Origin of the sequence: Saccharomonospora cyanea NA-134, assembly GCF_000244975.1 — a bacterium.
Taxonomy (GTDB): domain Bacteria; phylum Actinomycetota; class Actinomycetes; order Mycobacteriales; family Pseudonocardiaceae; genus Saccharomonospora; species Saccharomonospora cyanea.
In genome coordinates this window covers 4465619-4492419 of the sequence record NZ_CM001440.1, presented here as the reverse complement: position 1 = coordinate 4492419, position 26801 = coordinate 4465619, and the positions used below count along the sequence as shown (strand labels likewise).

25 protein-coding genes and 1 tRNA gene are annotated in these 26801 nt (G+C 68.6%); 11 read left to right on the top strand and 15 right to left on the bottom strand.

Annotated features, from left to right (window positions below; all coding sequences use genetic code 11):
- The first annotated feature begins 417 nt into the window (after window positions 1-417).
- Window positions 418-1881, top strand: a complete 1464-nt coding sequence (locus tag SACCYDRAFT_RS20950) for a SulP family inorganic anion transporter (RefSeq protein ID WP_005459217.1) — start codon at window positions 418-420, stop codon at window positions 1879-1881.
- 115 nt (window positions 1882-1996) lie between these two features.
- Here the strand turns inward: SACCYDRAFT_RS20950 and SACCYDRAFT_RS20945 are convergent, their stop codons facing one another.
- Both SACCYDRAFT_RS20945 and SACCYDRAFT_RS20940 read right to left on the bottom strand, forming a co-directional pair.
- Complete coding sequence (locus SACCYDRAFT_RS20945) at window positions 1997-2380, bottom strand: DoxX family protein (protein ID WP_005459216.1); 384 nt, start codon at window positions 2378-2380, stop codon at window positions 1997-1999.
- Between the two features lie 174 nt (window positions 2381-2554).
- Entirely contained in the window at window positions 2555-3511 is a 957-nt protein-coding gene (locus tag SACCYDRAFT_RS20940) for a helix-turn-helix transcriptional regulator (protein WP_005459215.1), read from the bottom strand.
- A 178-nt stretch (window positions 3512-3689) separates the two neighbouring features.
- On the opposite strand from SACCYDRAFT_RS20940, the gene SACCYDRAFT_RS20935 reads away from it, so the two are divergent.
- Entirely contained in the window at window positions 3690-4697 is a 1008-nt protein-coding gene (locus tag SACCYDRAFT_RS20935) for a zinc-dependent alcohol dehydrogenase family protein (protein WP_005459214.1), read from the top strand.
- 126 nt (window positions 4698-4823) lie between these two features.
- Here SACCYDRAFT_RS20935 and SACCYDRAFT_RS20930 read toward each other — a convergent pair whose 3' ends face one another.
- Window positions 4824-5087 (bottom strand): DUF7683 domain-containing protein, encoded by a 264-nt coding sequence (locus SACCYDRAFT_RS20930; RefSeq protein ID WP_005459213.1) that lies wholly within the window; start codon window positions 5085-5087, stop codon window positions 4824-4826.
- Window positions 5088-5291: 204 nt separating this feature from the next.
- On the opposite strand from SACCYDRAFT_RS20930, the gene SACCYDRAFT_RS27045 reads away from it, so the two are divergent.
- Window positions 5292-6047: a hypothetical protein gene (locus tag SACCYDRAFT_RS27045; protein WP_005459212.1), complete on the top strand. Its 756-nt coding sequence runs from the start codon at window positions 5292-5294 to the stop codon at window positions 6045-6047.
- Between the two features lie 165 nt (window positions 6048-6212).
- Here the strand turns inward: SACCYDRAFT_RS27045 and SACCYDRAFT_RS20920 are convergent, their stop codons facing one another.
- Window positions 6213-7703 carry a S10 family peptidase gene (locus SACCYDRAFT_RS20920; protein WP_005459210.1) on the bottom strand — a complete coding sequence of 497 codons (1491 nt, stop codon included), beginning with the start codon at window positions 7701-7703 and terminating at the stop codon, window positions 6213-6215.
- Window positions 7704-7735: 32 nt separating this feature from the next.
- Here SACCYDRAFT_RS20920 and SACCYDRAFT_RS20915 point away from each other — a divergent pair, with 32 nt between their 5' ends.
- Window positions 7736-8443: a uracil-DNA glycosylase gene (locus tag SACCYDRAFT_RS20915; protein ID WP_043536757.1), complete on the top strand. Its 708-nt coding sequence runs from the start codon at window positions 7736-7738 to the stop codon at window positions 8441-8443.
- A gap of 19 nt (window positions 8444-8462) precedes the next feature.
- Entirely contained in the window at window positions 8463-8762 is a 300-nt protein-coding gene (locus SACCYDRAFT_RS20910) for a HigA family addiction module antitoxin (RefSeq protein WP_005459206.1), read from the top strand.
- A gap of 42 nt (window positions 8763-8804) precedes the next feature.
- Here SACCYDRAFT_RS20910 and SACCYDRAFT_RS20905 read toward each other — a convergent pair whose 3' ends face one another.
- Window positions 8805-9161: an antibiotic biosynthesis monooxygenase family protein gene (locus SACCYDRAFT_RS20905; protein WP_043536756.1), complete on the bottom strand. Its 357-nt coding sequence runs from the start codon at window positions 9159-9161 to the stop codon at window positions 8805-8807.
- Window positions 9162-9365: 204 nt separating this feature from the next.
- Here SACCYDRAFT_RS20905 and SACCYDRAFT_RS20900 point away from each other — a divergent pair, with 204 nt between their 5' ends.
- From SACCYDRAFT_RS20900 to SACCYDRAFT_RS20890, 3 genes are all read left to right on the top strand, one after another.
- Window positions 9366-10688, top strand: coding sequence for an NAD(P)/FAD-dependent oxidoreductase (locus SACCYDRAFT_RS20900; RefSeq protein ID WP_005459202.1), 1323 nt, complete (start codon window positions 9366-9368; stop codon window positions 10686-10688).
- A 28-nt stretch (window positions 10689-10716) separates the two neighbouring features.
- Window positions 10717-10793 (top strand) — tRNA-Leu (locus SACCYDRAFT_RS20895).
- A 357-nt stretch (window positions 10794-11150) separates the two neighbouring features.
- Window positions 11151-11825 (top strand): haloacid dehalogenase type II, encoded by a 675-nt coding sequence (locus SACCYDRAFT_RS20890; protein WP_005459201.1) that lies wholly within the window; start codon window positions 11151-11153, stop codon window positions 11823-11825.
- Window positions 11826-11895: 70 nt separating this feature from the next.
- Here the strand turns inward: SACCYDRAFT_RS20890 and SACCYDRAFT_RS20885 are convergent, their stop codons facing one another.
- Entirely contained in the window at window positions 11896-12408 is a 513-nt protein-coding gene (locus SACCYDRAFT_RS20885; protein ID WP_005459200.1) for a TspO/MBR family protein, read from the bottom strand.
- Between the two features lie 256 nt (window positions 12409-12664).
- On the opposite strand from SACCYDRAFT_RS20885, the gene SACCYDRAFT_RS20880 reads away from it, so the two are divergent.
- The gene (locus SACCYDRAFT_RS20880; protein WP_005459199.1) at window positions 12665-13531 is read left to right on the top strand and encodes a hypothetical protein; all 867 of its coding nucleotides are present in this window, start codon (window positions 12665-12667) and stop codon (window positions 13529-13531) included.
- A gap of 74 nt (window positions 13532-13605) precedes the next feature.
- Here SACCYDRAFT_RS20880 and SACCYDRAFT_RS20875 read toward each other — a convergent pair whose 3' ends face one another.
- Complete coding sequence (locus SACCYDRAFT_RS20875) at window positions 13606-15000, bottom strand: MFS transporter (RefSeq protein ID WP_005459198.1); 1395 nt, start codon at window positions 14998-15000, stop codon at window positions 13606-13608.
- A 661-nt stretch (window positions 15001-15661) separates the two neighbouring features.
- On the opposite strand from SACCYDRAFT_RS20875, the gene SACCYDRAFT_RS20870 reads away from it, so the two are divergent.
- Window positions 15662-16450, top strand: a complete 789-nt coding sequence (locus SACCYDRAFT_RS20870; RefSeq protein ID WP_005459197.1) for an acetoin reductase — start codon at window positions 15662-15664, stop codon at window positions 16448-16450.
- Between the two features lie 80 nt (window positions 16451-16530).
- Here the strand turns inward: SACCYDRAFT_RS20870 and SACCYDRAFT_RS20865 are convergent, their stop codons facing one another.
- The 6 genes from SACCYDRAFT_RS20865 to SACCYDRAFT_RS20840 all read right to left on the bottom strand — a co-directional run bounded on the left by SACCYDRAFT_RS20865 (window position 16531) and on the right by SACCYDRAFT_RS20840 (window position 23687).
- Window positions 16531-17697 (bottom strand): aspartate aminotransferase family protein, encoded by a 1167-nt coding sequence (locus SACCYDRAFT_RS20865; RefSeq protein WP_005459195.1) that lies wholly within the window; start codon window positions 17695-17697, stop codon window positions 16531-16533.
- Window positions 17698-17703: 6 nt separating this feature from the next.
- Window positions 17704-19110, bottom strand: coding sequence for an amino acid permease (locus SACCYDRAFT_RS20860; RefSeq protein ID WP_005459194.1), 1407 nt, complete (start codon window positions 19108-19110; stop codon window positions 17704-17706).
- A 17-nt stretch (window positions 19111-19127) separates the two neighbouring features.
- Window positions 19128-20666: an aldehyde dehydrogenase family protein gene (locus SACCYDRAFT_RS20855; protein WP_005459193.1), complete on the bottom strand. Its 1539-nt coding sequence runs from the start codon at window positions 20664-20666 to the stop codon at window positions 19128-19130.
- A gap of 31 nt (window positions 20667-20697) precedes the next feature.
- Window positions 20698-21858: an NAD(P)/FAD-dependent oxidoreductase gene (locus tag SACCYDRAFT_RS20850; protein ID WP_005459192.1), complete on the bottom strand. Its 1161-nt coding sequence runs from the start codon at window positions 21856-21858 to the stop codon at window positions 20698-20700.
- A 327-nt stretch (window positions 21859-22185) separates the two neighbouring features.
- Window positions 22186-22923 (bottom strand): PDC sensor domain-containing protein, encoded by a 738-nt coding sequence (locus tag SACCYDRAFT_RS20845; protein WP_005459191.1) that lies wholly within the window; start codon window positions 22921-22923, stop codon window positions 22186-22188.
- On the bottom strand, window positions 22920-23687 hold the full coding sequence (locus SACCYDRAFT_RS20840) for a FadR/GntR family transcriptional regulator (protein WP_005459189.1): 768 nt from the start codon (window positions 23685-23687) through the stop codon (window positions 22920-22922). The genes SACCYDRAFT_RS20845 and SACCYDRAFT_RS20840 overlap by 4 nt, the downstream gene beginning before the upstream one ends.
- Before the next feature lie 388 nt (window positions 23688-24075).
- Between SACCYDRAFT_RS20840 and SACCYDRAFT_RS20835 the strand changes: the two genes are divergently transcribed.
- A complete protein-coding gene (locus SACCYDRAFT_RS20835; protein WP_043537446.1) occupies window positions 24076-24711 on the top strand; it encodes a TMEM175 family protein in 636 nt (211 codons plus the stop codon).
- Here the strand turns inward: SACCYDRAFT_RS20835 and SACCYDRAFT_RS20830 are convergent.
- Both SACCYDRAFT_RS20830 and SACCYDRAFT_RS20825 read right to left on the bottom strand, forming a co-directional pair.
- The gene (locus SACCYDRAFT_RS20830; RefSeq protein WP_005459187.1) at window positions 24696-25346 is read right to left on the bottom strand and encodes a class II aldolase/adducin family protein; all 651 of its coding nucleotides are present in this window, start codon (window positions 25344-25346) and stop codon (window positions 24696-24698) included. The two genes, SACCYDRAFT_RS20835 and SACCYDRAFT_RS20830, sit on opposite strands and share 16 nt — an antisense overlap.
- Window positions 25347-26801, bottom strand: a complete 1455-nt coding sequence (locus tag SACCYDRAFT_RS20825; protein WP_005459186.1) for an FGGY-family carbohydrate kinase — start codon at window positions 26799-26801, stop codon at window positions 25347-25349. It abuts the gene before it with no gap.

Below are 26801 nucleotides of genomic sequence, written 5' to 3'. Positions count from 1 at the left end.
AGGTAGGGTTGGTGATGTCGAGGGACGGCTGTGGGCCGTCTCGACGGGTGGTGCACAGTCGCAAAGCCCACCCGTGGTCGTGCCGGGGCCGACGGCGCCCCCGGCGGAATTCGAGTCCCGCAGGAGAGCAGCGTGCGCGTGTCCATGGTGCCCAGCGCTTCGGCCTGCCCGCCATAACGCTCCGCCCGGGACGTGAGCGGCTCGTGCCGCCGTCCCAGTTGTCTGCGTCCTCACGTTTTCCGGCCCGCTCGTGTGGGCCGATTCGTGCGGAGCGCCGATCCGGTGTTCCGCGCCTCTCTCCGTTCCTTCCCCGCACGCCCGGCCTGCCCGTGGACGTGCCCGAGCACGACAGGTACCGCTTCTGTGTCTTCTTCCGCGTCTTCCTCCGTGGAAATCCCCGTTTCCCGCCGTCGCGGCGTGCTTCCCGACTGGTGGAACCAGCCGAAGGTCTGGCGTACCGAGGTGCTGGCCGGTCTGGTCGTCGCGCTGGCGCTGATCCCCGAGGCGATCTCGTTCTCGATCATCGCCGGTGTGGACCCGGCGGTCGGGTTGTTCGCCTCGTTCACGATGGCGGTGGTCATCTCGGTCGTCGGAGGTCGCCGCGCGATGATCTCCGCCGCCACCGGGGCGATCGCGCTGGTCATCGCCCCGCTCAACCACGAGTACGGCCTCGGTTACCTGGTCGCCGCCGTGATCCTGGCCGGCGTCATCCAGGTCGCGCTCGGGGCGCTGGGCGTGGCCAGGCTGATGCGCTTCGTGCCCCGGTCGGTGATGGTCGGCTTCGTCAACGCCCTCGCCATCCTGATCTTCCTGGCCCAGGTGCCCGAGCTGCACGACGTGCCGTGGCCCGTCTACCCGCTGGTCGTCGGCGGCCTGGTCGTCATGGTGCTCTTTCCGAAGCTCACCACCGTGATCCCCGCACCGCTGGTGTCCATCGTGGCGCTGACCGCCATCACGGTCGGGGCCGGGATCGCCGTCCCCACCGTGGGCGACAAGGGTGAGTTGCCGTCGTCACTGCCGGTGCCCGGCCTGCCGGACGTGCCGTTCACCCTGGAAACCCTGACCATCATCGCGCCCTACGCCTTCGCGATGGCCCTGGTCGGGCTGATGGAGTCCCTGATGACGGCCAAACTCGTCGACGACATCACCGACACCCACTCCTCCAAGACCCGCGAGTCCATCGGGCAGGGCATCGCCAACGTCGTCACCGGCTTCTTCGGCGGCATGGGCGGCTGCGCCATGATCGGCCAAACCATGATCAACGTGAAGGTGTCCGGCGCCCGCACCCGCCTGTCCACCTTCCTCGCGGGCGTGTTCCTGATGATGCTGTGCATCGCCTTCGGCCCGGTCGTCTCCGACATCCCCATGGCCGCACTCGTCGCCGTCATGATCATGGTGTCCTTCGCGACCTTCGACTGGCACTCCATCGCCCCGAAGACCCTGAAGCGGATGCCCGCCGGAGAGATCACCGTCATGGCCATCACCGTGGTCTGCGTCGTGGTCACCGACAACCTCGCCATCGGCGTCGTCGTCGGCTCCGTCACCGCGGTCATCCTGTTCGCCAAGCGGGTCGCCCACCTCGCCGAAGTCACCGCCGTCACCGACCCCGACGGCACCAGCGTCATCTACACCGTCACCGGCGAGCTGTTCTTCGCCTCCTCCAACGACCTGGTCACCCAGTTCGACTACGCAGGTGATCCGGACAAGGTCGTCATCGATCTCAGTGCCGCTCACATCTGGGACGCCTCCTCCGTCGCCGCGCTGGACGCCATCGAGACCAAGTACCAACAGCGTGGCAAGACCGTCGAGATCGTCGGACTCAACGACCCGAGCGCCCAGCTTCACGGCAAACTCAGCGGCGAACTCGCCGGCAGCCACTGACCGACCGGGACAGGATCCGAGGCATTGGATCGGGTGACCGCACACGACGCTCGGCTGGTTCCAGCCGTCTCGTCGTGTGCGGTCGGGTGCCGTGGGCACGTCATGGCTCGACCGGTCAACCGGTGAAGGACTCGGGGCCGAAGCGAGCCCACGCGATGAACGCGGCGAGCGCGAGATAGACCAGGTTCAGCATCACGAGCCCGGATTCACCGCGCCGGCCGTGGGTGATCATCGCGCCGATCATCAGCACGACCCAGCAGGCGGCGGTCACCGGCACCAGGACCGGTGCGATGCCGAGCGCCGCGGGCAGGATCAAGCCCGCAGCGGCCAGTAGTTCGAGGACACCGAGGGTCTTGACGAAACCGGCGCCCGCGTTTTCCGTCCATCCGCCGCCGTGGACCGCGGCCAGCTTCTCCTTGGGCACGAACGTCTTGCTGATGCCGCCGGTGAGAGCCACCGCGGCCAGCAGTCCGGCCGCGATCCACACAACGAGGTTCATCATTCACTCCCAGATCGAGGATTGCCGTACCCCCTAGACGCCACGGCGTCGCCGCCTGTGACATCCCCGATCACGCCGACCTGGATTCGCGTGCGGGTACGACTGCTCACCGCTAGCGGCCGACAGCACCACCGGCGGTTCCGGCCAGGGCGTACGGCGGCTGCGCGTCGGACCTCAGCGGGAGGGGCCGTGGGTGCCGGAGTTCCTCTCCTCGGGGCCAGTGCCGGTGGTGGGCGGGTTCCGGTGTCCGGCAGGGGTGACGGCCCAGCTGGCGAGAAGTCTGAGCCGGTCTTCGTCGGGGGTGCCCGGTTCCGCCGTGTAGATGGTCAGCGAGTGCGCCTCCTGGGCGGAGATGGGCAGGTCCAGCGGCTGGTACGTGAGTTCCAGGGGGCCTGCGTCAGGGTGCTGGAAGCGTTTGACGCCGCCGTGGTGGATGCGCACGTCGTGGGCGGCCCAGCGAGTGCGGAACTCGGTGCTGATCGTGGACAACTCTCCGACGAGCTCGCGTAGTGCCTTGTCACGCGGGTACCGCCCGGCTTCGGCGCGCAGCAGGGCGACGGTGATGTCGGCGGCGCTGTTCCAGTCGGCGACGAAGTGGTGGGCGCCGGGGTCGAGGAAGTAGTAGCGGGCGAAGTTGGGGCGGCCGCGTTCGTCCGTGGTCTGGCTGTCGAACATCGGCGCGAACAGGGCGCGGGCGAGTGCGTTCGTGGCCACGATGTCCAGACGGCCGTTGGTGACGAACGCCGCGGACAGCGTCATGGAGTCGAGCAGCCACTGGACGCGGGGAGGGACGTCGACGGCCTTGCGGCGGCGGGGCGTGCGGCCGGGAGGCTGCGCCGCCCTCGCCAGGTCGAACAGGTAGGTGCGTTCGTCCTCGTCCAGTCGTAGCGCGCGGGCGACCGCGCCGAGGACGTCCTCGGACACGCCACTGATGTGGCCCTTCTCCAGCCGCGTGTACCACTCGGTGCTCACGCCCGCGAGGACCGCGACCTCCTCGCGCCGCAGCCCCGGAACCCGGCGTCGGCCGCTGGTGGGCAGACCGACCTGCTCCGGGGTGATCCGGGCACGCCGGGTGGCGAGGAAGTCCCGGATCTCGGAGCGGTTGTCGGGTCGCTGGTTCACGCTCTCCACGGTAGGCGGCGGACCGCGGGCGAGGGGGGTGGAGCTGCTACCCCCATGAACGCGACCTTCCACGCCCGCGACGAAGCCGGTTGTGTGGTGGGGAGACGACTCCGGCGACGAATCGGAGCGGAGTCGAAAGCACAGGCGACACGAGCACGAGGAGATCCACACAGTGCGTGGAGTAGTGATGCACACGGCCGGTGACGTCCGGGTGGAGGAGCGCGAGGACCCGAGAATCGTCGAGCCCACCGACGCCGTCGTCCGGCTGACCGCGACCTGTGTCTGCGGGTCGGATCTGTGGCCCTACCGCGGGGTCGAGCCCGTTGACCACCAGGTCATGGGACACGAGTACGTGGGTGTGGTCGAGGAAGTCGGCTCCGAGGTGAGAAGCGTCAAGGTCGGGGACTTCGTCGTCGGGTCGTTCGTGATCTCCGACAACACCTGCGAGATCTGCCGTTCGGGCTACCAGTCCGGCTGCGTGCACCGGGAGTTCGTGGCGCAGACGATCGGCACCCAGGCGGAGAAGGCCCGCATCCCCTACGCGGACGGCACCCTGGTGCCCACGCCGGGGCAGCCGGACGAGGAACTGATCCCATCGCTGCTGGCCGCCTCCGACGTGCTCGGCACCGGCTGGTTCGGAGCCGTCGCAGCGGAGGCAGGTCCCGGCAAGACGGTCGCGGTCGTCGGTGACGGCGCCGTCGGGCTGATGGCCGTCCTCGCCGCCAAGCAGTTGGGCGCGGAGCGGATCATCGCGATGTCCCGCCACCCCGAGAGGCAGAAGCTGGCCCGGTTCTACGGCGCGAGCGACATCGTCGCCGAGCGCGGTGACGAGGGCGTGGCGAGGATCAGGGAACTCACCGGAGGGCTCGGGGCGCATTCGGTGATCGAGGCCGTCGGAACCCAAGAGGCGACCATGCAGGCGGTCGGCGCGACTCGCCCGGGCGGGCACATGGGTTTCGTCGGCGTCAACCACGACGTCTCGATCCCCGGGATCGACCTGTTCTTCGCCAACATCCACGTGCACGGCGGCCCCGCCCCCGTGCGGCGCTTCCTGCCGGAGTTGATCCGGCTCATCTGGGACCGCAGGATCGACCCGGGCAAGGTCTTCGACCTCACCTTGCCCCTGGAACAAGCCGCGGAGGGCTACAAGGCGATGGACGAGCGGCGCGCCACCAAGGTGCTGCTCACCCTCTGACGCCCGCCAGGGCCGGTGAAGCGGCGGCTCCTCTGACGATCGTCCAACGGGGTCCTCGCCTTCACCGGCCGGGCGTCGGGAAACGCGGGCAGAAACCGCGGTGGCAGGTAACCGCCGTCCCGCCATTCACGCGGCTCGGTCGCATACTCTCCGATCTGCCAGTCGAAATTCCGCCGGATCGACATCGACGTCGACATCGACGTCGACATCGACGTCGCCGAGGAGCGTGGCCACCGCGTCCACCGGAACGGCGTAGCCGCCGAGCATCGGATCGTCTCGGTCGGCGTTCACCGGTTCGCGTACCTCGGCGGCCGTCAGCTCCGGCAGCTCGAACTCGTAGGCGAGTCCTTCGGTCTGCCTGTCGAAGGCTTCCAGCACCCACATACCCATCCCGGTTCCGCCAGTTCCCGGTATGCCCGCACCCGTCTGCGACAAAGGTGCTGCCCGGGGTTTCGGCCGCTGTCGTGGCGCCGGGTTCGGGAAAACGGGACACGGGAGGGGCGAAGACACGAAAAGACGCAATTCCCGGAGGAATCTGCGGCATTCTACGAGGACGGCATGCGTGATCGGGCCAGCCGTTCTTGAGGAGATGCCATGAACACGAGCGGAACACGTCGGTGGTGGCGAGGGGCGTGCGTGGTCGCGCTGCTGCTGAGTGTCGTACTGGCCGGCTGTAGTCGTAAGAACGACAGGGATTCGGACGGTGGCCCCAACATCGATGCCGGTATCGACGTCGGCGTGGGCCCGGACATCGACGTGGGCCCCGACGTCAACGTCGACGGGGGAGCGGAGGAGTCGACGCCTGTCTACACTCCGCCGCCACCCACCACTTCGACCCCTGACCCCACCGAGGAGGCTTTCCAGGCGGTTTCGGTGGGCAGTTGCCTTCCCGTCCACATGACGGGACACGGGAGCGAGTGGAGCCACTCGATGCCGCCCGATCCGGTGTCCTGCAGTTCCAGTTACGGTGGGTTGGTCCAGGTCACGGGGGTCGTCGGCAGTAGTGCCGAGTGCGGTACGGGAACCGGTCACACCTCGTGGAGCTACTACGGCGACTCGGGGGAAACGACGCTCTGCCTGGAACGGGTGTGGGTGCCGCGGTACTGCATTCTCGCGGAGGGCGACGGCAACGGCGGCGTTTCCTCCCTCGGCACGTTCACCGCCGTGGACTGCGACGCGGACCGTATCCCGCAGGAGTACGACTACGTCCTTGTCGTCTCGGCCGTCTACCAAGCCCCTGCGAACGCCAACGCCGACCACTGTCGGCAGAGTGCGTACGATTCCCGCCAGTACTGGTCCCTGCTGGTCAACGAGGACGCCACCCTGGTGTGTTTCACCACCACCGGCTGACGTGGCGAAGACGTCGTTCGATCGACGTGCTCGCGCATCGGGATCACCGCGTGCTCAGACCGGTCTTGAGCACGTCGCGGTGCTCCGGAAGCCCGGCGGCGCGGTCGTGGGACAGGGAATTTCCTGCTTCGGTCCCACGACCGCGCCTGCCTGAAGCGTCGAGTACTACCGGTTCGAGCTGTTCACGATGAACTCCGCCAGGTCACGCGACTGCTGGACGCGCGAGGGCTCGTGGACGTACATCATGTGGCCCGCCGGGTAGTAGGCCGTGTCGATGTTGGCCCGCAGTTCCTCCGGAACCCGGAGCTGGGCGATGACGTGTTCCGCCGCGTAGTGCGGCGTGGCACCGTCGTAGTAGCCGAACGCGACGTGCACCTTCAGGTGCGGGTTGGCGCGCATGGCGGCCGACAGGTCGTCCACCACGGAGATCGGCCGACCCTCGAAGTCCGAATAGGACCATTCGCGGTTGACGTCGAGCGACAGGATCTCGTACGGAAGGTCGTTGGCGTAGCCGAGTTCGCTGCGCACGTAGTGGTTGAACGCCGCCGAGTACGCGCCGATGATGCGGGAGACCGACGCGTCGTCGCTCATGCGCTCGCGCCCGCCGTCGGGCTCCCACGTCGTGAACCGGCCGTCCATGCGGCCCGTCGTCAGACCCTTCTCGCGCAGCAGTTCGGTGAAGAACCGCACGTGCTCGATACGGAGGTCCACCCGGTCTACATAGGACTCGGAAAGTCCGGTGAGGCGAGCGAGGCGGGAGACCACGTCGGCGCGTTCGTCGGCCGACAGCCGCGCGCCGCGCGACAGCGCCCACGGCAGGTCACGCGAGGCGAACTCCTCCGCCTCGGCCAGCACCTCGTCCAACGGCCGGTCGCCGTGCTTGCCGTGGTAGTGCGCGATGGCCGCGTACGTCGGCACATACAGCGAATAGGGCAGGTCGTTGCCCTCGTGGAACATCACCGTGCCCATGTCCAGCACGGACGAGATCAGCAGCAGCCCGTTGAGGTAGAGCCCGTGCCGCTGCTGGAGGTGGGAGGCCAACGCGGCGGCGCGCACGGTGCCGTACGACTCGCCCGCCACGAACTTCGGGGAGAGCCACCGCTCGTTACGCGACGTCCACAGCCGGATCACCTCGCCGACGGCCTCCACGTCGGGGGTGAAGCCGTGGTAGTCCTTCGGCTTCTCGCCCTCGACGGCGCGCGAGTACCCCGTGGAAACCGGGTCGATGAACACGAGATCGCTGTGGGCGAGCAACGTCTCGGCGTTGTCCGCCAGCCGGTACGGCGGCGGCTCCGGGCTGTCGACGTCACCCGACACCACGCGGCGCGGCCCGAACAGGCCCAGGTGCAGCCAGATGCTCGACGAGCCGGGGCCCCCGTTGAACGCGAACGTCACCGGCCGTGAACCTGGGTCGGCCCCGTCGAGCGTGTACGACGTGAGGAACACCTCGGCCTTCGGCTTGTGCCCGTCGAAGGCGCCGTCCTTGAGCACTTCCTTGCGGAGCACGATGCGGCCCGTGCTGGCGGTGTAGGCGAGTTCCCGTTCGGGAAGCGACAGGGTGTGGTGGGTGGTGACCACGTCGTCGCGCGGTTCGGCGGGCTTGGAGTCCTTGGCGTCCGAGGAGGCTTGCGAGTCCTCGCTGATCTTGTCTGGCATGCGACCAACGTATGTCACGGGACAATGGTGCGGTGAGTGTCTCGTGGAAGTCGTTGGACCAGCTCGATGCCGCCGTCAGCGAGTGCCGTGCGTGTCCCCGCCTCGTGGAGTGGCGCGAGCACGTGGCGAGAACGAAACGCGCCGCGTTCGTCGACCAGACCTACTGGGGCCGTCCCGTGCCCGGTTTCGGACCCGACGACGCGGCCCTGGCCATCGTGGGACTCGCTCCGGCCGCGCACGGCGGAAACCGCACGGGCCGCATGTTCACCGGCGACCGCTCCGGAGACGTTCTCTACCAGGCGCTCTACGACGTCGGACTCGCCTCGCAGCCCACGGCGACGCACCGCGACGACGGCCTCACGCTGCGGGGCACCCGAATCACGGCACCCGTGCACTGCGCGCCGCCCGCGAACAAACCGACACCCGCCGAACGCGACACGTGCCGCCACTGGCTGGCCGACGAACTCGCCCTGCTGCGTCCGACGCTGAAGGCGGTGGTCGTGCTGGGGGCGTTCGGCTGGCAGGCGTTGCCGCCCGTGCTCGCCGAAGCCGGGTGGACGATCCCGCGGCCGAGGCCGAAGTTCGGCCACGACGTCCGTGTCACCCTCGACGGCCCCACTCCACTGCACCTGCTCGGCTGCTACCACGTGTCGCAGCAGAACACGTTCACCGGCAAGCTGACGCCGGCCATGCTGCGGTCGGTGTTGGAGCAGGCGAAGGAACTGGCGGGGATGGGATGAGGTCGAGGAAGGAGTGAGGATGTCCAACGAGTCCGTCGTGCCTCCGGTGCATCCGGGGGAGGTCCTGGCCGAGGAGTACCTGGAGCCGCTCGGTGTCACCCAACACCGGCTGGCCGTCGCGATCGGGGTTCCTCCCCGGCGTATCAACGAGATCGTGCACGGCAAGCGTGGAATCTCGGCCGACACCGCGTTGCGGCTGGCGCGCTTTTTCGGGACGTCCGAGCGGTTCTGGCTCAACCTCCAGTCGCGATACGACCTGGAGCGTGAGAAGAGCGCGCTCGCGGACACGCTGGCCCGCATCCAGCCACTGTCGGCCTGATACGGCGCAGCTTGCTGCGGTCGGTGCTGTCGAAAAGTCGCGTCACTGGCTGGGCTCGTCCGAGACGTCGGGGGTGCGGCGGAAGCCGTAGTGGCGCTTCACCTCGGCGACGTGGACCTCGAACTCCTCGTACCACCGTCTCCTGCCGGTCTCGCGGGCGAGCGTGTGTTCGGCGTGCTGTCGCCACGCCGCGATCGAGGCCTCGTCGCGCCAGTACGACACGGTGATTCCCAGCCCGTCACGTACGGAGTCGACGCCGAGGAAACCGGGTTGTTGCGCGGCGAGCTGCACCATCCGCTCGGCCGTGTCGCCGTAGCCGTCGTCGTCCCCGCTGAGCCGGGAGGTGAAGACGACCGCGTAGTACGGGGGGTCCGGGAACACCCGGCTCGTCGGCTGCATGCGGTAGGTATAGCAGCGGTGGCCGACAGTCGGCGTGAACGTGGCGGGAACAGGGACGCGCAGCTGGGAACCGGTCGCTGCTCCTGGCCCCCTCAGCCGGTCGCCCATCGACGTCAACTGAATCGTTTGGGTAGCGTGGCGACGCTGGTCACAGCCAAGGAGGGGTAGCTAACACCTTCCATACAGCGGTGCAACCATGGAGTCATGGCAGTCAAGTCGGAACCGACGCGGATCCTGATCCTCGGTGGCGGATACGTCGGCCTGTACACGGCCCTCGGGTTGCAGAAGAAGCTGCGGGCCAACGAGGCGTCCGTGACCGTCGTCGACCCGCAGCCGCACATGACCTACCAGCCCTTCCTCCCGGAGGCGGCTGCCGGCTCCATCGAGCCACGTCACGTGGTCGTGCCGCTGCGCAGGGTGCTCCGGCGCTGCCACATCCTCACCGCGCGCGTGACCTCCATCGAGCACGACAACAAGACCGTCACGGTGGAGGCGCCCGACGGCCACGTCGAGCAGCTCAACTACGACGTCCTCGTGGTGGCTCTCGGCTCGGTGGCCCGTTTGCTGCCGATTCCGGGCCTGGCCGAGCACGGCATCGCCTTCAAGACCATCGGTGAGGCCATCTACCTGCGCAACCACGTCCTCACGAAGCTGGACGAGGCCGCAAGCACCCTCGACCCCGAGCTGCGTAAGCGGCTGCTGACGTTCACCGTCGTCGGTGGCGGGTTCGCGGGCATCGAGGCGCTGGCCGAGCTGGAGGACATGACCCGCGACGCCTGCCGCTACTACCAGAACCTCGAACCGGAGGACATCCGGTGGGTGCTCGTGGAGGCGGCGGGACGCATCCTGCCCGAGGTGCGCGAGACCCTCGGCGTCTGGACTGCCGAGCAGCTGGAGAAGCGCGGCATCGAGGTCTACCTGTCGACGGCCGCGAAGTCGTTCGAGAACGGCCACGTCGTGCTCTCCGACGGCACGGAGTTCGACAGCGACACGATCATCTGGACGGCTGGGGTGAAGGCGAACCCGGTGCTCGCCAACTCCGACCTGCCCACGGACAAGCGGGGCAGGTTGCAGGCGACGGCAGCGTTGCAGGTGGTGGGCCACCCGGACGTCTGGACGGCCGGTGACGTCGCCGCCGTGCCCGACCTGTCGCGCACCGAGAGCGATCCCACGGCGACCTGCCCTCCCAACGCCCAGCACGCGGTGCGTCAGGCCCGGCACATGGCCAAGAACATCATCCGCGTCATCCGGGGCGGCACGCCGGTGGACTACTACCACAAGAACCTCGGCGCAGTGGCCGGTCTCGGCCTCCACAAGGGTGTCGCCGACGCCATGAAGCTGAAGATCAAGGGCTTCCCGGCGTGGCTGTTCCACCGTGCCTACCACGTCAAGGCGATGCCGACCTTCAACCGCAAGGTGCGCATCATGCTCGACTGGGCGCTGGGTGGCCTGTTCAAGCGCGAGACCGTCGCGCTCGGGCAGATCAACAACCCGAAGGAAGAGTTCGCCAGGGCGTCGCGCTCGTAGGTTGCTGCGGGGGCATAAGGTAGGTCCTGCCCCCGTAGCCCAACCGGCAGAGGCAGTCGACTTAAAATCGACTCAGTGCGGGTTCGAGTCCCGTCGGGGGCACCAAACGCGCTGGTCAGAGTCTTTCCGGCAGGACGGCCCGCGGTCACTTCCCCGGGTTACCCCCGGAATTGGGTCGGTGGTCACTCAACCTGAACGACTCCAACGCCTCCGCCGCACGAGGCGACGTCACCCCGCGACCGAGGTACACGTTCTGCGTCATGGACGCCTTGGCGTGACCAAGCTGGTCGGCGATCTCACGCCCGGTGAGTTCCGTCGTCGAGGGTCGTCGCCGCAACCTTCCTTGCTGGTCCTTCGGCGCGGTGCTGGCGCCCTGGCATCTGCTCCGCATCGTTTGCCACCACACGAACCGGGACATACTCCCCCGCTGAGGGAGCCGAATCGCCGACCGAGGGAGGTCCCGTGCCCGCTCGCCCGCACGCCGTCGCTTTCGACGTACTCGAAACCCTGTTGGACCTGGACCCGCTCCGCGCGCGGCTGGAGGAGATCGGCCAACCTGCGCAGTTGTTGCGGCCGTGGTTCATGCGTTTCCAGCGCGACGCCATGGCGTTGACCCTCAGCGGCGATTTCGCGTCGTTCGAGTCGGTGGCGCGGCAGGCGTTGCGCACCGACACCGAAAACACCGCCACCGAGGAGGACCTCGACTACGTACTGGAGGGGTTCGGCCGGCTACCCGCACACCCCGATGCCGACCCCGCGCTACGTCTGCTTTCCGAAGCCGGGTTGCGGGTCGGCTGCTTGACCGTCGGTAGCTCGGAGAACACGGCACGGTTCCTGGAACAAGCGGGACTGGCGCGTCACGTGGACCGCGTCATCACCGCGGAGCAGGCTGGTATCTGGAAACCCGCCCCATCCATCTACCGGGTGGCAGCCAGGGAACTCGGCACCTCACCGGAGAGCATGGCGCTGGTCGCAGTGCACGCCTGGGACTGCCACGGAGCCAAACGGGCGGGTTGCCTCGCTGGTTGGTGCGAGCGGTTGGAAGGCCGCTACGGCGATGTCTTCACCGCGCCCGACGTGAGCGGTGCCGATCTTGTGCAGGTCGCTGAACTGCTGCTACGACTCCCCTCTGAGTGAGGCCCGTCCAAGGGGCTCCGTCCCGCGCTCGGGGAAGGGACCGCTACCGCACACCGGTGAGGTGGCGGGGTCACGTCCGCCGCAGCCACCGGTTCCACCGACGGGGCGTCCCTCGCGACGGATCGGTGTCCGGATCGCGGACCGCGGCGGTGAGGGCGGTGGCGTACAGGCTCCACGCGAGGTACGGGGCGAGCAGGCTGGCGGCCACCGGATCGCGGGGCGCGGCAGTGGCGGTCTCCGCGGCGATCGCGCCGTCGAGCGCCACGACGAGCGCGAGGGAGAGTGGGCGGTTGCGCGCGGCGAAGAACGCCGCGGGCCAGGCGGCGTTCAGGGCGAGTTGCCCGAGATGCAGACCCAGCGCCGCCCGCCCGGCGTGCCGGGTCCACAGCCGCCACCCGGCGACGCCGATGACGGTGTACAGCGCGGTCCAGACCGGCCCGAACACCCCCGTAGGCGGAGCCCAGCGTGGTTTGTCCAGCCGCTGGTAGACGTCCGGTGCCTTGGCCGTGCCGAGCGAGCCGAGCGTGGCCGCGGCCAGGGCCGAGCCCGCGGCGAAGACCAGACCGCTCGCGGATCGCTGCATGGTTCGAAACTACCGCCGCTTCGGCGACCGGGCAGCGCGGCGAGACTCGGGTGGCATGCGGGCCGCAACCCGACACGCTCGGACTTCGGTGACCGGGCCTGGGAGCGTGAGCATCGTCGTCGCTCGCTACGCCGCGCACGCTGTCTGCCCGTTTCGGACCCCGGGTGTGTTTCGCTCGGGCACAATACCCACGGTGTCGACGCGTTCCAGCGCGTGTCGGACACGAGTGGCGGACCGTTCGAGTAGAGGACCTGCGATGACCTACCCGCCCCACCCCGGGCCAGCTTTTCACGGGCAGTACTCCGGTGGATCAGCTCCCCACAACGTCGGGCAGTACCCGGCCGCGGGGCCACCCGGTGCGTACGGGAGTTTCGCGCCTCCACCGCCACCGCCACCGCCACCCAGCGGGGGTAAGGCCGGGGTGTGGGCCGGTGTGGGCATCGCCGTCGTGGCTCTGGTGACCTTCGTCATCACGGCATTCGTCGCGCCAGGCTTCCTCGTCGGCGACGACTCCGAATCCGAGCGAGCCACGGAGGCTCACACCACTGTTCAGCGCACGGCACAGGACCTCGGCTACAGCATCAAGGATGCGTTGAAGGCAGGTCAGTCGAACGCTGTGACACCGTTGCTGTGCCCCGACGCCACAGAATCGCTCATGACGTTCGCCGAAGGTCTCCGGCAACCGCAACCCCACTTCTCCGGTTACGCGAGGGAAGACGGCGGTACAGCGACAGTGGACATACGTCTCTTCGGCGATGCGGTGGGGAGGCCCGACATCAACGGCGAGGTGACTGCGATCGCCGATCTCGAGAAGCAGAGCAGCGGGTGGTGCTGGCGGGATCTGCAGCACAGCGTCGGCTATCTGGACGAGCTCCGTGGTGTCCTGAACTCGGGTGACGTCGCCGCTCTCCACTCCATGCAGTGCCCAACGAGCGCTGTGGGCGCGTTCTCGGACCCATTCGCCGAGGCGGTCGCCCTCGCCAACCATTGGACGATACAGAACCCGGACTACGCGTCGTCGACCATGCCGGGCGCCGACTTCGTCAGTGTCGGTGGCACGTTGGAGATCGGCATTCACTCCCTCGGCGGGGACTTCTGCATCCAGAGCGCCACTCTGCGCTGACACGCCGACGAGCCCAGCTCCCCCGCGTCCTCGGGGAGAGCTGGGCTCGGCTCACGCGTACTCGTGCGCCGACCTCACCCCGCGACCGGGGCAGGAGGCGGTGTGGTGGGTTTGCTCACGGGCTGTCGCGAACTCACGACGCCGCGCAGTGAAAGGCCGTTCGTCTCCGGCAGGAGCAACACCGGCACCGTTGCGATCGCCGCCGCGCCCATGAGGTAGAACGCGGGCCACATCGTGTTGCCGGTGGAGTCGACCAGCGAGCCGACGATGTACGGCGCCGTGCCCGCGAAGGCCGCGGTCGAGACGTTGTAGCCGATCGAGAAGGCGCCGTAACGCACCTGCGTGGGGAACATCGCCGGCAGCGTGGACGCCACCACGGCCAGGAACAACACCAGGCACGCGCCGATCATGGCGAGTCCGCCCGCCAGCATCAGACCGTTGACGCCGGTGTCCGTCTTGCTGTTCCCCATCAGCGTGAACGCCGGGATCGGCAGCGCGAGGAAACCCGCGCAGCAGGCGATGAGGAGCGGCTTGCGGCCGATCCGGTCGGACAGCGCACCGATCGGCACGATCACGATCAACATCACCAGGATGACGCCCATGATGATCAGCAACGGAACGTTTCCTTCGAGTCCGAGCTGGTCCTTCAGGTACGTCTCGATGTAGCCGAGGAGGATCCAGTCGCCGACGTTCAGCAGGATGACCAGGCCGATCAGGTGCAGGATCGACTTCCAGTTGGTGGTGAGCAGCTCCTTGAGCGGCGACTTCGCCACCTTGTGCTCGACAGCGAGGTCCTTGAACAGGGGAGTGTCCTCGACCTTCGTCCGCAGCCAGAGACCCACCAGGCCGAGCGGCCCCGCGATCAGGAAGGGGATACGCCAACCCCACTCCTGCATGGCCGCGTCGCCGAGAACGATCGTGCACAGCGTCACCGTGCCGGCACCGAGGAAGAAGCCCACGAGGGTGCCGAACTCCAGCCAGCTACCGAAGAAGCCACGGCGCTTGGGTGGCGCGTACTCGGCGATGAACGTTGCCGCGCCCCCGTACTCGCCGCCCGCGGAGAAGCCTTGCAGACCGCGCAGAAGGATGACGAGGATCGCCGCCCAGATACCGATCTCGTTCCAGGTCGGCAGTAACCCGATCGTGAACGTCGAACCCGACATGAGGAGGACCGTCAAAGCCAGCACCCGTTGCCTGCCCAGCTTGTCGCCGAGCGGGCCGAGCACGAAGCTGCCGAACGGCCGGATCACGAAGGTCACCGCCAGCAGCGCGAAGGTCGCCAGTGCGCCCTCCGACGTGCTTCCGGCGTTGAAGAACGCCTGGCCGAGGATCGCCGGCATGAAGCCGAAGACGCCGAAGTCGTACCACTCGATGCAGTTCCCCATCGCCGAGCCGGCGACGGCCTTGCGGACGGCCTTCGGCTCCGGCGTGCTCTCAGTATGTGGCTCTTGCGTTTCAGGTGCCGTCATGAATCCTCCCCGACCAGACGGTTGTGTCCGGACAGTCTCCGTAAAGGTCCAGCCCTTCGCCACCGTTCGATGCGAAATGTCTGGAATCGACGAGGTTTTGCAGTGCCTGTGTCGCCGCACTGCCTCGAACGGAGTAGCAGAAGTGATGTCACTCTCATGAAGCGGGAACGGCGTCGTGTCCGGCCGCGTGGTCCAGTCGGCGATGTGAATGTTGTCACGGGAATCCGGAAGGTGGCAGCCTGCTCGTGTTGTGTTCGTTCCCCGCCGGACGCGCGATCACTCCCGGGGCACGACTCTCGTCCAGGGTGAATGTCCTTAGTAGACCAACAAGGTCCGGGTGGGACGGTGAACTCGGACCTCGGTGCCCGCACGGCGGGAGAGCCGGGTGAGGGGTTCCCGGTCGCAGCGTGGGGATGGCCGTGGCGACCAGGCTGATTCGCCGTTCCCGGAGCACCGCGAGACGAGTGGGCGACACTGCGTCACCGGAGCCGTCGACGATGGTGTGAGCGGTGCCGGGCACCGCGCGCTGACGGCACGTCACCGCGCGGGCGCGGGCTCACGACGGCGCACGGGAGTTTTCGCGCTCACGTGTGGGGCGTTCGCCTACCGGGTAGGGGAAGAGGGACACAACCCGCGACGACCCGCTCGGGAGGTCTGCCCCATGACGAGCAGTGACCAACGCATCGCCATCGTGACCGGAGCGGCTCGCGGTATCGGGAGAGGCATCGCCGAACGGCTGGCGCGAGACGGCCTCGCTGTCGCCGTGGCCGACCTCGACTCCATGCGAGAGGAGGCGGAGAGCGTCGCACAGGGCATCGAGCAGGCGGGTGGGCGGTCAACCGCGCTCACGGTCGACGTCAGCGATCCCGAACAGGTCAACGCGCTGGTGCGGGGCACCGTCGAGCGGTTCGGCAAGTTGGACGTCTTCGTCGCCAACGCCGGGATCGCGAGGGTCAACCCACTGCTCGACATGACGCTCGACGAGCTCGACACGCTCGTCCGGGTGAACCTCTACGGCGTGTTCAACTCCTACCAGGCCGCCGCTCGGCAGATGATCGAGCAGGGCACCGGCGGCAAGATCATCGGCGCCGCCTCGATCGCCGCGCACAAGGGCTTCGAAATGCTCGGCGGCTATTCCGTCACCAAGTGGGGCGTGCGCGGACTCACGCAGGTCGCGGCACAGGAGTGGGCCAAACACGGCATCACCGTGAACGCGTACTGTCCCGGCATCGTCGGCACGGCGATGTGGGAGCTCATCGACGAGAAGATGACCGAGCAGTCCGGTGAGGAACGCGGCACGGCTCTCAAACGGTTCTCCGAGTCGATCGCGCTGGGCCGGGTGGAGGAGCCGCGGGACGTGGCGTCGTTCGTGTCCTACCTGGCTTCGCGTGACTCCGACTACATGACCGGACAGTCGGTGATGATCGACGGAGGCATCATCTACAACTGAGGTGTCGAGGACGCCGGCACTGGGCGGATCGTCGTTGCTGAAGGGACCACCCGGGGTCGCCCGGGTGGCCCCTTCCGGTGTCAGGTGGACGCGCGCGCGGCGGCCCGCACCCGCGTGCCGATCTCGGTGACGTCGTCGTCGGTCATCGCGGTGGACAACGCGAGCAGCCCGTTGGTGCCCGCGAGCACCCCCTCGCGGTACAGGGCCCACCACGTCACGGTGGGGTCGTCGACGAGCAAGCGGATCAGCGATCCGAACCCGCTGACCGGAAGCCCCGAGTCGGCCAGCTCCTGCCGGAGCCGATCGCCCAAAGCGTTGAGCCGGTCTACTTCGGACTTTCCATAGAGACGTAGTGCGGTGGCACCGGCGCGCATGCTCACCGGGTTCGCGCTGAAGGTTCCGCCCCAGCTCACGACTCCGTCGCCGAGCGGGTCGAACGCCTTCATCACGTCCACGGAACCGCCGACCGCGCCGACGGGGAAGCCGCCACCGATCACCTTGCCGAGTGTGGTCAGATCGGCCGCCACACCGTAGCGCTGTCGGAGCCCGCCGACACCCAGCCGGAACGTGATCACCTCGTCGACGACCAGCAAACTGCCGTACTCACGGGTGCGGGCCCTGACGTGGTCCACGAAGTCACGTGGCACCGGCCGCAGTCCCGCCCTGTTCGGCATGAGGTCGATCAGCACCGCGGCGACCTCGTGGCCGTGCTGCCGCATGGCGGCGTCGAACGCCGCGCCGTCCGCCTGCGGCAGGATCACCGACTGCTCCTCCACCGCCCCCGGAACACCGGTGGCGGAAGCCGCGACCACACCGTCGTAGGTCCCGTGGTAGCTGGCCTCGAACCGGATGATTCGCGACCTTTCGGTCACAGCTCTGGCGACCCGGACGGCCATCATCACCGCCTCGGTGCCCGAGTTGCAGAACCGCCAGCGCGTGAGTCCGGTGCGGTCCCGCAACAGCTCCGCGAGTTCGATCTCCGACTCGGTGGGAAGCCCGAACGCCGAGCCCCTGGCCAGCGTCTCCGTCGCGACCTCGACGATCTCGCGACGTGCGTGTCCGTGCAGAAGCGAGGTGTAGTTGTTGTTGCAGTCGTACACCCGATGGCCCTGCGCGTCGGTGACCACGCACCCCTCACCGGCCACGGCATAAGGGGGGTGCGGGGGCACGAACACGGTGCTGCGGGTGTTGCCGCCGGGCAGCACGGCCCTCGCCCGCTCGGGCAACTCGTCAGGCGCGATCCGCATGGTGCCTCACTCTCCGCTTCCGACGCGAGTGCTGGACTGGGAACGGCTGCCGAGCCGACGCCGCAGGACGAAGGCCACCAGCACGACGGCCACGCTGGCGAGGCTGGCGTAGAGCTGTGGTGCGAGAGCGGACTGGAACGCCATGGCGACGAGCACCGCGACGATCGCACCGATCACCACGATGGTGAGCCACGGGAACAACCACATCTTCAGCGACAGTGACGTGCCCTCGCGTTCGAGTCGCCTGCGCAGCCGGAGTTGCGAGAACCCGATCAGCAGGTACACGAGCAGCATGATCGCGCCCGAGGCGTTGACGAGGAACGCGAACAACCCGTCCGGCGAGAAGATCGCGGCGCCGACGGCGACGTAGCCGACCACGCCTCCGGCGAGGATCGCCCGCAGCGGCACCCGGCGCTTCGACAGCCCACTGAACATCGTGGGCGCGTCCCCGCGGACCGACAGTCCGAACAGTACTCGGGACGCGACGTACACGCCGGAGTTCATGCAGCTCAGCACCGCGATGACGACGATGATGTTCATGATGTCGCCCGCGGCGGGGATGCTCATCTCGTCCATGGCGGCGACGAACGGGGACTGGCCGGACACGATCTTCTGCCACGGCACGACGGCCACGATGACCAGCACCGCGCCGACGTAGAAGGTGAGCACCCGGACGATCACGGAGCGCGTCATCTGAGCCACGCTCTTGGCGGGTTCGTCCGACTCCGCCGCCGCGATGGTGGCGATCTCGGCGCCGCAGATGGCGAAGATGACCGTGGGAACGCCCGCGAACACGGCCGCCAGCCCCATCGCGAAGAACCCGCCGCCGCTGGTGAGGTTGCCGAACGTGGGGCCCGCGTCGGATGTCCAGCCGAAGGCGTAGCCCAGGCCGAGAGCGATGAACACGATGATCGCGGCGACCTTGATGGAGGCGAACCAGAACTCGAACTCGCCGTACGAGCGGACGGCGAAGCAGTTGACCACGGTCATCGTGATCACGAGAGCCAGCGCGATGAGCCACATGGGCGCCGGGACCCAACGCTGGAGCAGCTCGGCGCCCGCGACGGCCTCGACCGCCACCACGATCACCCAGAAGTACCAGTACAGCCATCCGGCGGTGAAGCCGCCGAGATCGCCGAGCCCGGCGCGCACGTACTCGGTGAAGGAGCTGCGCCCGGGAAGGGCGACGGCCATCTCACCGATCATCCGCATCACGAACAGCACGATCAGACCGGCGAGCGCGTAGGTGACCGTGGCCGCCGGACCGATGTTGGCGATCGCCGTGCTGCTGCCGACGAACAGGCCCGCGCCGATGATGCCGCCGAGCGAGATCATCGTGACGTGGCGTTGGCGTAGACCCTTGCCCAGTTGCGGGCCTTGCTCCGACTCCGGAGCGACAGTCTCGGTGGACATCGTGGGGACTCCTGTTCTCAAGCGCCGATCGTGCGGCTCTGTTCGCGGCAGAAGCCGGGGAGGTACCAGGGGCCGAGTCCGCCCTTGCCCGTGGAGCCGCTGGCCTTCCACCCGCAGAACGACTGGATGCCCGGCCAGGCGCCGGTGGTGGCGCCCTCCCTGCGGTTGACGTAGACGACACCGGCTTCGATCTCGTCCAGGAACCGGTCCTGCTCGGCGGTGTCGGCGGTGAAGATGCCCGCCGACAGGCCGTAGTCGACGGCGTTGGCCTCGGCGATGGCGTCGTCGAAACCGTCGACGGCGGTGACGGTCAGAAACGGCGCGAACAACTCGTCCCTGGTGAGCGCGTGGCCGCGTGGAAGGTCGGTCACGATGACAGGGGCGAAGAAGTTCCCGTCCAGTCCGGCCACCCGGCCGCCGGTGCGGACCGTGCCCTCGCGGGCCGCGGTGTCGAGGGCCGCGTCGATGCGCGCCGCGATGGCGCCGTCGATGACCGGGCCGAGGTTCGTCACGGGGTCCAGCGCGTCGCCGACGACGAGTCGTTCCGCCCGGCTCACCAGTTTGTCCACAAGCTCGTCGTGGACGGCGCGGTCGACGACGACCCGCCTGCACGCGCTGCACTTCTGCCCGGAAAGGCCGAAGGCCGAACGCACGATCCCCTCGGCGGCGGCGTCCAGGTCGGCGGACGCGGTGACGATCGCGGGGTTCTGGCCGCCCATCTCCGCCAGCACCGGCCGCGCCCACGCACCCTGGCCGAGCGTGCGAACCAGGCTCCAGCCGACGGCGGCGGAACCGGTGAACGCGATCCCGTCGACCGAGGAGGCGGCGATGGCCTGCCCCGTGTCAGCGCCGCCGTGGACGACGTTGAGCACCCCCTCGGGCAGTGCTCGCCCGAGAATCTCGGCGGCGAGCGCGGTCGAGAACGGGGTCTTGTCGGACGGCTTGAGGACCACGGTGTTGCCGGTCACGAGCGCCGCCGCGGCCATGTTGACCGACAGCGCGACGGGGAAGTTGAACGGTGCGATCACCCCGAACACGCCGTAGGGCCGCAGGACGTCGGTGTTGCGCTCGCCGGACTGCGAACGCATCGGAGTGACCAGGCCGTCATGACGCTCCAGCTCGGAGCAGTACTGCTCGACGAGATCGATCGCCTCCTGCGCTTCGGCGAGTGCCTCCACGCGGGTCTTGCCGGTCTCGGCCGAGATCACGCCCGCGATCTCGCACGCCCGCTCGGCGAACTCCGGCTTCGCCGCGCGCAGCAGCGCGACGCGCTCGGTGTAGGGAAGGTTTCGCCACTCACGGGCCGCGGACCGCGCGGCGTCCACCGCCTCGTCCACTACCCGCTTCGTCGCAGTCCGGGCGAGTGCCACCACGTTTCCGGGCCGGGAGGGATCGGTGCGTTCGAAGATGTCGCCGTCCGTGACCGGCTTGCCCGCGACCAGGTGGGGCAGCGGTTCGCGGACGCCCTCGCGAGCGGCGCGGAGAGCCTGCTCGAACTGCTGGTCGAGCTTCTCGTCGCCGAGCGAGGTCGAGGAGTAGTTGAGTCCGGTGGCCATGAGGTGCGGGCTCCTTTCGTCAGTGGCTTCGTCAGTGGCTGAGGTCGTTGATCCGGGCAGCGCTCCAGCCGGGGTCCGTGGAGAACGTGGTCGACCTGCCGTCGACGACGGTCTCGGCCGCCATCCGCGCGATCGCGGGGGAGAGCTGGATGCCCGAGCCGCCCGCGCCGAGCGCGCAGACGACCTCGGGTGCGTCGGGATGCGGGCCGACGATCGGGCGGTGGTCGGGGCTCATGGGGTAGATGCCGTTCCAGCTACGGCCCACGGCGAGACCGTCGCAGTCGGCCATGCGCACGGCCATGAGCGTGCTGACCCGTTCGACGAAGTCCTGCGAGACCTGCCCGAGGGGGACGTCGGGCGACACGGAGCCGTGGATGACCTCGTCGGTGTGCAGGCCGGCGATCATCTGGTCGGCTCGTTCCGACCGGAAGTACACGCCGTCGGTGCCGGAACCCGGCACGTAGTCCATGACGAACGGCAGCAGGGGCGACATCGGGCGCTCCAGCTCGATCGTCACCGCCCCGTGGAGTTGTGGCCGCAACGGAACGGGAGCCCCGAGCAGTTCACCGACCACTCCGGCCCAGCCACCGGCCGCGTTGACGACGATGTCGGCGTGGACGGCACCGCTGTCCGTGGTGAGGACACGCTCGCCCTGGGGGCCGACGTCCGCGGCGCGCACGGCGCTGTTGGTGAGGACGCGCCCGCCCGCCTGTTGCACCAGCCGGGCCAGCAGCACGCAGCACTCGTACCCGTCGACGTGGCCGTCGGACGGTCCGAACAGGGCGCCCGCTCGGTCGTCCAGCACCAACTGGGGCCAGCGGCTGGCGATCTCGCCGGGGGTGAGCACGACCGCGTCGTGCACACCGAACTCGGCCTGGATGGCGACGCTGGCCGCGAACCGCTCCAGGTCGGCCTCGTCATGGGTCAACCGCAGGTAGCCGCCGTGGACGAAGCCGAGACCGTGGTCGCGTTCGAGGGCGGTGAAACGGGCGTGGCCGAACGCCCGAACCTCGATGTCCGCGGTGTCGAGGTACTGGGTCTCCACCATCCCCACGGACCGGCCGGAGGAACCCTCGCCGGGGTGCTTGGCCTCCAGCACCGTCACGTCTCCGACACCCAGTCGCAACAGTTCCAGAGCGGTCGAGAGACCGATTATCCCGCCGCCGATGACGGCGACTCGTACGTCGTTCATGGATTCTTCTTTCACGTCGGGTCTGCCCGTCTCTTCGACGGGAACGACCGCGTGTTCGTATTCAGGAAGAAGTCTGCTGTCGGCTTTTCGGAAAAGCCCACCGAATTGGGTGTGTGGCGATTTTCCCGACATTCGGGAATCGCCGTGTGGTCCGCCGGCTTCGCGGAAGGCCCCTCGTCGGTCCGGGGTGGATGCCCGGTCGGCGGAGGCGCGGGCTCGCCGGTTGCGCTAAAACATACAGCGCTGTTGTTTAAGTGTCAACGGGTGGCTTGTGTTCGGTTCGGCTCGTGTTTACGCAGGTGGTGGCCGTGCTGTGCCGGTCGTGGATCAGGCGGCGCGGAGAACGACCGACCAGCCGTAGCCGCAGGGGAAGCGGCGGATCGCGTCGACGGCCGTGTCGCCGCGGGTCCTCGGCGAGAGCCGGAGCCCCGTGGTCAGATCCGCGACCCCGGAAGCGATCACCCGGTCCTCGGCGTTGACCAGTACCGCCGGAGCGCCGAGGGAGTGCAATTGAGTGGCGGTCGCCGTCTCGAAACTCCGAACGGCGATGTCCGCGGCGACCACGCCGACGAAGGAATCGCTTTCCAACACCGGAACGGACGCGGTGATCGTCAGGTCGTCGGTTCCCCAGGAATCGATGAACGGCCCCGCGATGTGAGGTGTGCCGGTTCGGCGCGGCTCGGTGAACCACGGTGCGGTGTTGTAGTCGTAGAACGCGTCGGACGCCGGGTTGAGGGTGTGCCGCTTCTGCCTGACCACGTCGCCGTGTCGTACCCACCAGGCCATCCACGACCGGTGCGGCACCACGTGCCCGACCTCGGCGCCGAACCCGATGCCGGACAGCGGAATGTGGTGCGGCCGCGCGAGTACGTCGCCGCACAGCGGCTCCAGGGCGGCCCGGATCGTCTCGCCCATGTCCGCGTCCGCGCCGTGCCGGATCACGTGCGTGACAGTGGACCGCAGCGGTTCCAGGTCGGCGAACAACCTGTCGAGAGAACCCGCCACGACGTCGGCGAACCGTTGCGCCCGAGTGTCCGCCGACAGCGCAGCAGGCAGCTCACTCATCGCGACGGCTCCCCTCCTTCGGTCGTCATGCCGAGGCGAAGGTCCAGAAGGCGGTCTCTCGTGGCGATGACCGCTTCGTGTGTCAGTTGGCGGGCCTGCTCGGCGAAGCCATCCCGGATACATTCGGAGATTGCGCCGAACTGTACAGAAGCGGCCTTACGAACACCAGAGTCGCCGTAGACGAGCGTGAGCAGTGCGGCGTACTCCACCTGCAGCGTGATGGCCGCTCCGCTGAGCCGCGCCGACTGCGCCGCCGCCGCGAGGCCGATGTGGAACCGGGCATCCGCGCGGCGGGCGGCCACCTCGTCCTCGGCGAGGTTCACCTGTGCCGCCGTGGCGGCCAGCATCGTCACGTCCTGATCGGACGCCCGTTCGGCGGCGAGGTGGGCCGCGGTCGCCGACACGGCGCACCGCCAGTCGGCCAGGTCACGGAGGTCCAACGGGGAGAGCCGGAGAAGCTGGGTGACGGCATGCTCGATGTGCAACCGTTCGGGCACCCTGACGAAACTGCCACCGCCACGACCACGGCGGGTCTCCACGATGCCCTCGTCGCGCAGCACACCGAGCGCTTCCCGCAGCGTCACCGGCGAGATGTTGAGCTGGGCGGCCAGTTCGGCTTCAGGCGGGAGCTGTTCCCCCTCCGCCAGCACGCCCAGCGCGATGGCGCTGCGTAGCCGGTCGAGAACGGCCTCGGTCCGTCCGGACGATTCCAGCGGAGCGAACAGGACCTTCCTGGTGAGGGTCGACAACTGGTCGCCTGACACGATTCCCCGCACTCGTCGGACCGGTGCATGTGAAGGCCGGTACGGCCTCGCCCGAAAGTAGCACAGCGCTGTGTACTCGAACGTTTCCGTCGCACGCGACCGGGTAGAGATCGGGAACGCGGATTCCGAGGGCCGGCTTCGAGGAGGGCGTGCCATGACGAGCTGAGACCGGCGCGGCGCCGTGGTCACCGGTGCCTGATGCGGTGTCCTCAGGACCTCTCCACACGACCGGCACCGGACGGTCGTACTGCCCGCCGCGAGAAGTCGACAACAGACCGCAGGAACGCGCCGTTGCCGTCACAACTCCCATCTCGACCACCTGCCCGGATGCCGGTGGTGATCGACGGAGCGGCCATGGACGACTGAGGTGATCGATACGAACGGCCGCGTGCACGACCCGGGTGGCGTCGAACGTATCGTCACCTTGTCCGACGGTGTGTTCGCCATCGCCCTCACACTGCTCGCGTTGCCGCTCGTGGACGCTGACATCCGCGCCGACAACGTGAGTGAGAGCCTGATCGCCCTCGTTCCGCAGTTGCTGGTGTTCGCGCTGAGCTTCGTCGTCATCGGCCGGTACTGGCGAGTGCATCACCGGGTGTTCGCGCGCATCGAGCGGGCCGACGGCACGTTGGTGGGGCTGAGCCTGCTGTTCCTGTTCTGGGTGGCTTTGCTCCCGTTTCCCACCGCTGTGCTGGGCGAGCACGGCGACACCGCCGCCGCTGTGGTGCTCTACGCCGCCACGATCATCCTCACCGGGCTCAGCTCGACCGCCTTGTGGTGGTATGCGGCGGTGGGGCGGGCCCGGCTACGCGCCGGCGCCCGCCCGTTGATCCGCGAGGACACCGATCCCGAAGACGTTCGGCGGAGCCTCGGCAGAGGCGTCGCGGTCATCGTCGGGTTCACCCCGTCGCTTCCACTGGCGTTCGCCGATCCGACCCTGGCGGAGTTGTCGTGGCTGCTCGTGATCCCGCTGAGCCCCGTCATCGACCGAATGGCCCGGCGACGACGCTACTTCTGGCCGTAGCCGCGCAGCCGGTCGACGACGTGTTCGATCTCGGACCGGGGAAGCAGCCGAGGCGAACCGACCGAGCGAGCTGCCAGCCACACCTGGCACACCCACTCCAGTTGCTGTGCCCGCGAGTACGCCGCCGCCAGGTCGGTGCCATAGGTGACCGTGCCGTGGTTGCCGAGCAGGCAGCCACGGCGCCCGTCCAGAGCGGTCAGCATGTTCTCCGCGAGTTCCCGGGTCCCGTAGGTGGCGTACGGTGCGACGCGGACACTGGCGCCGATGGCGGCGACCATGTAGTGCACGGCCGGTACCTCGTCGACCAACGTCGACACCGCGACGGCATGAGTGGAGTGGGTGTGTACCACCGCGGTGACGTCCGCGCCGTCGGGGTCCTTGGCCTCACGGTAGACGGCGAGGTGCATGGGCATCTCACTCGTCGGCCGGAGATCGCCCTCCACGGGCGAGCCGTCGAGCCGCAGCACCGGCACATCCTCGGGCCGCAGGGACTCGTAGTCGACACCCGTCGGCGTGACCGCCACGAGGTCGCCTTCCCGCACGGAGATGTTGCCCGACGTCCCGACCACCAGTCCGTCGCTGACCATCCTGCGGGCGTAATCGCACACCGCTTCGCGGTGTTCGGCAAGCAGCATCTATCGGCTCCACTGTTGACGTGCCGAGGCCAGCGAGTCGAGGTAGTCGACGTACCCCTGCTCGTAGACCTCGGCGACCTGCGGTTGCACCTTCACCGTGCGCGAGTTGGCCGCCCAGACGTCCACGTCGAACGGCTCGGACAGCGCTTCGGCGGCCACCAGCACAGCGCCTCGCGCTCCGACACCGGGATCGCCGGGAATGACCACATCTCTACCGAGCACGTCGGCGAAGATCTGGGTCCACTCCGCCGAGCGCACACCGCCGCCGTTGGCGTACAGCGTGCCGGTGAGCCCCGCCGACTCGAAGCAGTGACGGGCGGCGTAGGCGATCGACTCGCACAGCGCCCGCACCAGGTCAGCGCGTGTCGTCTCCAGGGAGAGTCCGGTGAACTGCGCGCGTGCGGCGGCGTCGACGAACGGGGCCCGCTCACCCGAGCTCGACAGGAACGGCAGTGCTCGTACGCCGCCTGCCCCCGGTGTGCTCGCGGCCAGCAGTTCGCCGATCGTGGCCACTTCGATGCCGAGCATGCGGCATGCCCAGTCGAGCCCCGCGGTACCGACCATCGCGGGCATCCCGCGCAGGTAGCGGCCCTCGTCGGGAGTGCACAACAGCATGCCGGCGGGCTCGCCCTCCGGATCGAACTCGGGACTCGTGCTGAGCACCTGGCAGGCGAGAGTGGTTCCCGCGGTGAGGATGCCGTCTCCGGGCCTGCGCACACCCGCGCCGATGGCACAGGCGGGCAGGTCGAACGGTCCCCCGGTGACCGGCAGCCCTTCCGGCAGCCCCAGCAGCTCCGAGCCCGCGCGGTTCAGCCGGAACACGGTGTGGGGCTTGGCGGGCTCGGCCAGCAGTGACTTCCGGTGACTCAGCCCGCACGCGGCGATGGCGTCGTCGTCGTACTGCCGGGTGCGCGGGTCGACGAACGGCAGCGAGGCGTCCGAGATGTCCACCGCGACCTCACCGGTCAACCGCTGGAGCACCGCGTCGACGCAGTAACCCGCCACGGCCGCCCGGTCGAGCGAGGACGGTTCGTGCTCGTCGAGGTACGCCAGGATTGGCCCCGCGCACCCGGGGAACATGCCCGAGCCCGTGCGGCGGAACACCTCGCGCGTGACGCCCGTGCGTTGCCATTCGGTCAGTAGGGCGTTGGCCCTGCCGTCCAGCCACGAGATCGCGGGACGAACGCAGAACCCGTCGGCGTCGCGCAACCACACCCCGTCGCCCTGACCCGTGAGGGCCAGAGCGTCCACAGGGCCGTCGAGCTGTGCGGTGACCTCCCGCACCACGGACGCCACTGTCCCCAGTACCTGCTCGAAGTCCTGTTCCACCGCCCCGCCGGGCAGGTGCCGCACCTGGGACGGTGCGGACGCCTGCGCGACGGAGACGCCGGTGTGGTCGAAGACCACGGCCTTCGTCAGTGAAGTGCCGATGTCGACGCCGATGATCCGAAGCAT

Excerpts from the sequence above, each read along its gene's own strand:
- SACCYDRAFT_RS20885 (WP_005459200.1), bottom strand. The coding sequence starts at position 12,408 with ATGCAGCGATCCGCGAGCGGTCTGGTCTTCGCCGCGGGCTCGGCCCTG.
- SACCYDRAFT_RS20920 (WP_005459210.1), bottom strand. The coding sequence starts at position 7,703 with ATGCCAGACAAGATCAGCGAGGACTCGCAAGCCTCCTCGGACGCCAAG.
- SACCYDRAFT_RS20870 (WP_005459197.1), top strand. The coding sequence starts at position 15,662 with ATGACGAGCAGTGACCAACGCATCGCCATCGTGACCGGAGCGGCTCGC.
- SACCYDRAFT_RS20845 (WP_005459191.1), bottom strand. The coding sequence starts at position 22,923 with ATGAGTGAGCTGCCTGCTGCGCTGTCGGCGGACACTCGGGCGCAACGG.
- SACCYDRAFT_RS27045 (WP_005459212.1), top strand. The coding sequence starts at position 5,292 with ATGAACACGAGCGGAACACGTCGGTGGTGGCGAGGGGCGTGCGTGGTC.
- SACCYDRAFT_RS20855 (WP_005459193.1), bottom strand. The coding sequence starts at position 20,666 with ATGGCCACCGGACTCAACTACTCCTCGACCTCGCTCGGCGACGAGAAG.
- SACCYDRAFT_RS20930 (WP_005459213.1), bottom strand. The coding sequence starts at position 5,087 with ATGGGTATGTGGGTGCTGGAAGCCTTCGACAGGCAGACCGAAGGACTC.
- SACCYDRAFT_RS20905 (WP_043536756.1), bottom strand. The coding sequence starts at position 9,161 with ATGCAGCCGACGAGCCGGGTGTTCCCGGACCCCCCGTACTACGCGGTC.
- SACCYDRAFT_RS20880 (WP_005459199.1), top strand. The coding sequence starts at position 12,665 with ATGACCTACCCGCCCCACCCCGGGCCAGCTTTTCACGGGCAGTACTCC.
- SACCYDRAFT_RS20830 (WP_005459187.1), bottom strand. The coding sequence starts at position 25,346 with ATGCTGCTTGCCGAACACCGCGAAGCGGTGTGCGATTACGCCCGCAGG.
- SACCYDRAFT_RS20875 (WP_005459198.1), bottom strand. The coding sequence starts at position 15,000 with ATGACGGCACCTGAAACGCAAGAGCCACATACTGAGAGCACGCCGGAG.
- SACCYDRAFT_RS20900 (WP_005459202.1), top strand. The coding sequence starts at position 9,366 with ATGGCAGTCAAGTCGGAACCGACGCGGATCCTGATCCTCGGTGGCGGA.
- SACCYDRAFT_RS20910 (WP_005459206.1), top strand. The coding sequence starts at position 8,463 with ATGTCCAACGAGTCCGTCGTGCCTCCGGTGCATCCGGGGGAGGTCCTG.
- SACCYDRAFT_RS20825 (WP_005459186.1), bottom strand. The coding sequence starts at position 26,801 with ATGCTTCGGATCATCGGCGTCGACATCGGCACTTCACTGACGAAGGCC.
- SACCYDRAFT_RS20860 (WP_005459194.1), bottom strand. The coding sequence starts at position 19,110 with ATGTCCACCGAGACTGTCGCTCCGGAGTCGGAGCAAGGCCCGCAACTG.
- SACCYDRAFT_RS20850 (WP_005459192.1), bottom strand. The coding sequence starts at position 21,858 with ATGAACGACGTACGAGTCGCCGTCATCGGCGGCGGGATAATCGGTCTC.
- SACCYDRAFT_RS20935 (WP_005459214.1), top strand. The coding sequence starts at position 3,690 with ATGCACACGGCCGGTGACGTCCGGGTGGAGGAGCGCGAGGACCCGAGA.
- SACCYDRAFT_RS20865 (WP_005459195.1), bottom strand. The coding sequence starts at position 17,697 with ATGCGGATCGCGCCTGACGAGTTGCCCGAGCGGGCGAGGGCCGTGCTG.
- SACCYDRAFT_RS20945 (WP_005459216.1), bottom strand. The coding sequence starts at position 2,380 with ATGAACCTCGTTGTGTGGATCGCGGCCGGACTGCTGGCCGCGGTGGCT.